This window comes from Streptomyces sp. NPDC006012 (assembly GCF_042871185.1).
GTDB lineage: Bacteria > Actinomycetota > Actinomycetes > Streptomycetales > Streptomycetaceae > Streptomyces.
The window spans coordinates 1-1134 of sequence record NZ_JBIAIE010000071.1 but is presented as its reverse complement, the minus strand read 5'-3'; the positions used below and the strand labels follow the sequence as shown (position 1 = coordinate 1134).

The following is a 1134-nucleotide window of genomic DNA, read 5'->3' as shown; positions in this document are numbered from 1 at the left end:
CCCCCGTTATGTTCTTCGCGGTCCTGCAAGAGGGCCGCTGGCCTCCGGGCCCGGCATGACTGTGTCCCCCTGTCGAAGGCATGACCTGGGGGGTGGTGTCACCGGGTCCGGGGGTGTTCGTCGGAGACGCTGATCAGAGGTCCGGCCACCGCCCGGTCCGGCGCAACGCCGGACAGCTCGCGGGCGGCAGGTCTGCATAACGTGGATGCGCGAGCACGACACCCAAGCCGAGGCCGGCACCGTCAACACCCCGGAAAGGGCACGATGTTCGAGATCCAAGACGTGGGCGTGTTCCTCGGCCTGGACGTCGGCAAGACCGCTCACCACGGTCATGGGCTCACCCCGGCCGGGAAGAAGGTCTTCGACAAGCCGCTGCCCAACAGCGAACCGAAGCTGCGGGCCGTCTTCGACAAGCTGACCGCCAAGTTCGGCACTGTCCTCGTGATCGTGGACCAGCCCGCCTCGATCGGCGCCCTGCCGCTGACCGTCGCCCGTGATGCGGGCTGCGAGGTCGCCTACCTGCCCGGCCTGGCCATGCGCCGGATCGCCGACCTCTACCCGGGCGAGGCCAAGACCGACGCCAAGGACGCCGCCGTCATCGCGGACGCCGCACGGACGATGCCGCACACCCTGCGCTCGCTTGCACTGACCGACGAGATCACCGCCGAGCTGACCGTGCTCGTCGGCTTCGACCAGGACCTCGCCGCCGAGGCCACCCGCACCTCCAACCGGATACGCGGCCTGCTCACCCAGTTCCACCCGTCGCTGGAACGCGTCCTGGGTCCTCGTCTCGACCACCAGGCCGTGACCTGGCTCCTGGAGCGCTACGGCTCCCCGGCCGCCCTGCGCAAAGCCGGCCGCCGCAGACTCGTCGAACTGATCCGGCCCAAGGCGCCCCGCATGGCCCAGCGGCTGATCGACGACGTCTTCGACGCCCTCGACGAGCAGACCGTCGTCGTGCCCGGCACCGGCACCCTCGACATCGTCATCCCCTCCCTGGCCGCCTCGCTCGCCGCCGTCCACACCCAGCGCCGGGCGATGGAAGCCCAGATCAACGCCCTGCTGGAGGACCACCCTCTTTCCCCGGTCCTGACGTCGATGCCCGGCGTCGGCGTCAGGACCGCCGCCGTCCTG

1 protein-coding gene is annotated in these 1134 nt (G+C 70.4%); it reads left to right on the top strand.

The annotated features are described in order from the left end of the window. Positions 1–264: 264 nt before the first annotated feature. On the top strand, positions 265–1134 hold an 870-nt coding region (locus tag ACFYPJ_RS39060; protein ID WP_389026893.1), incomplete at its 3' end, for a transposase.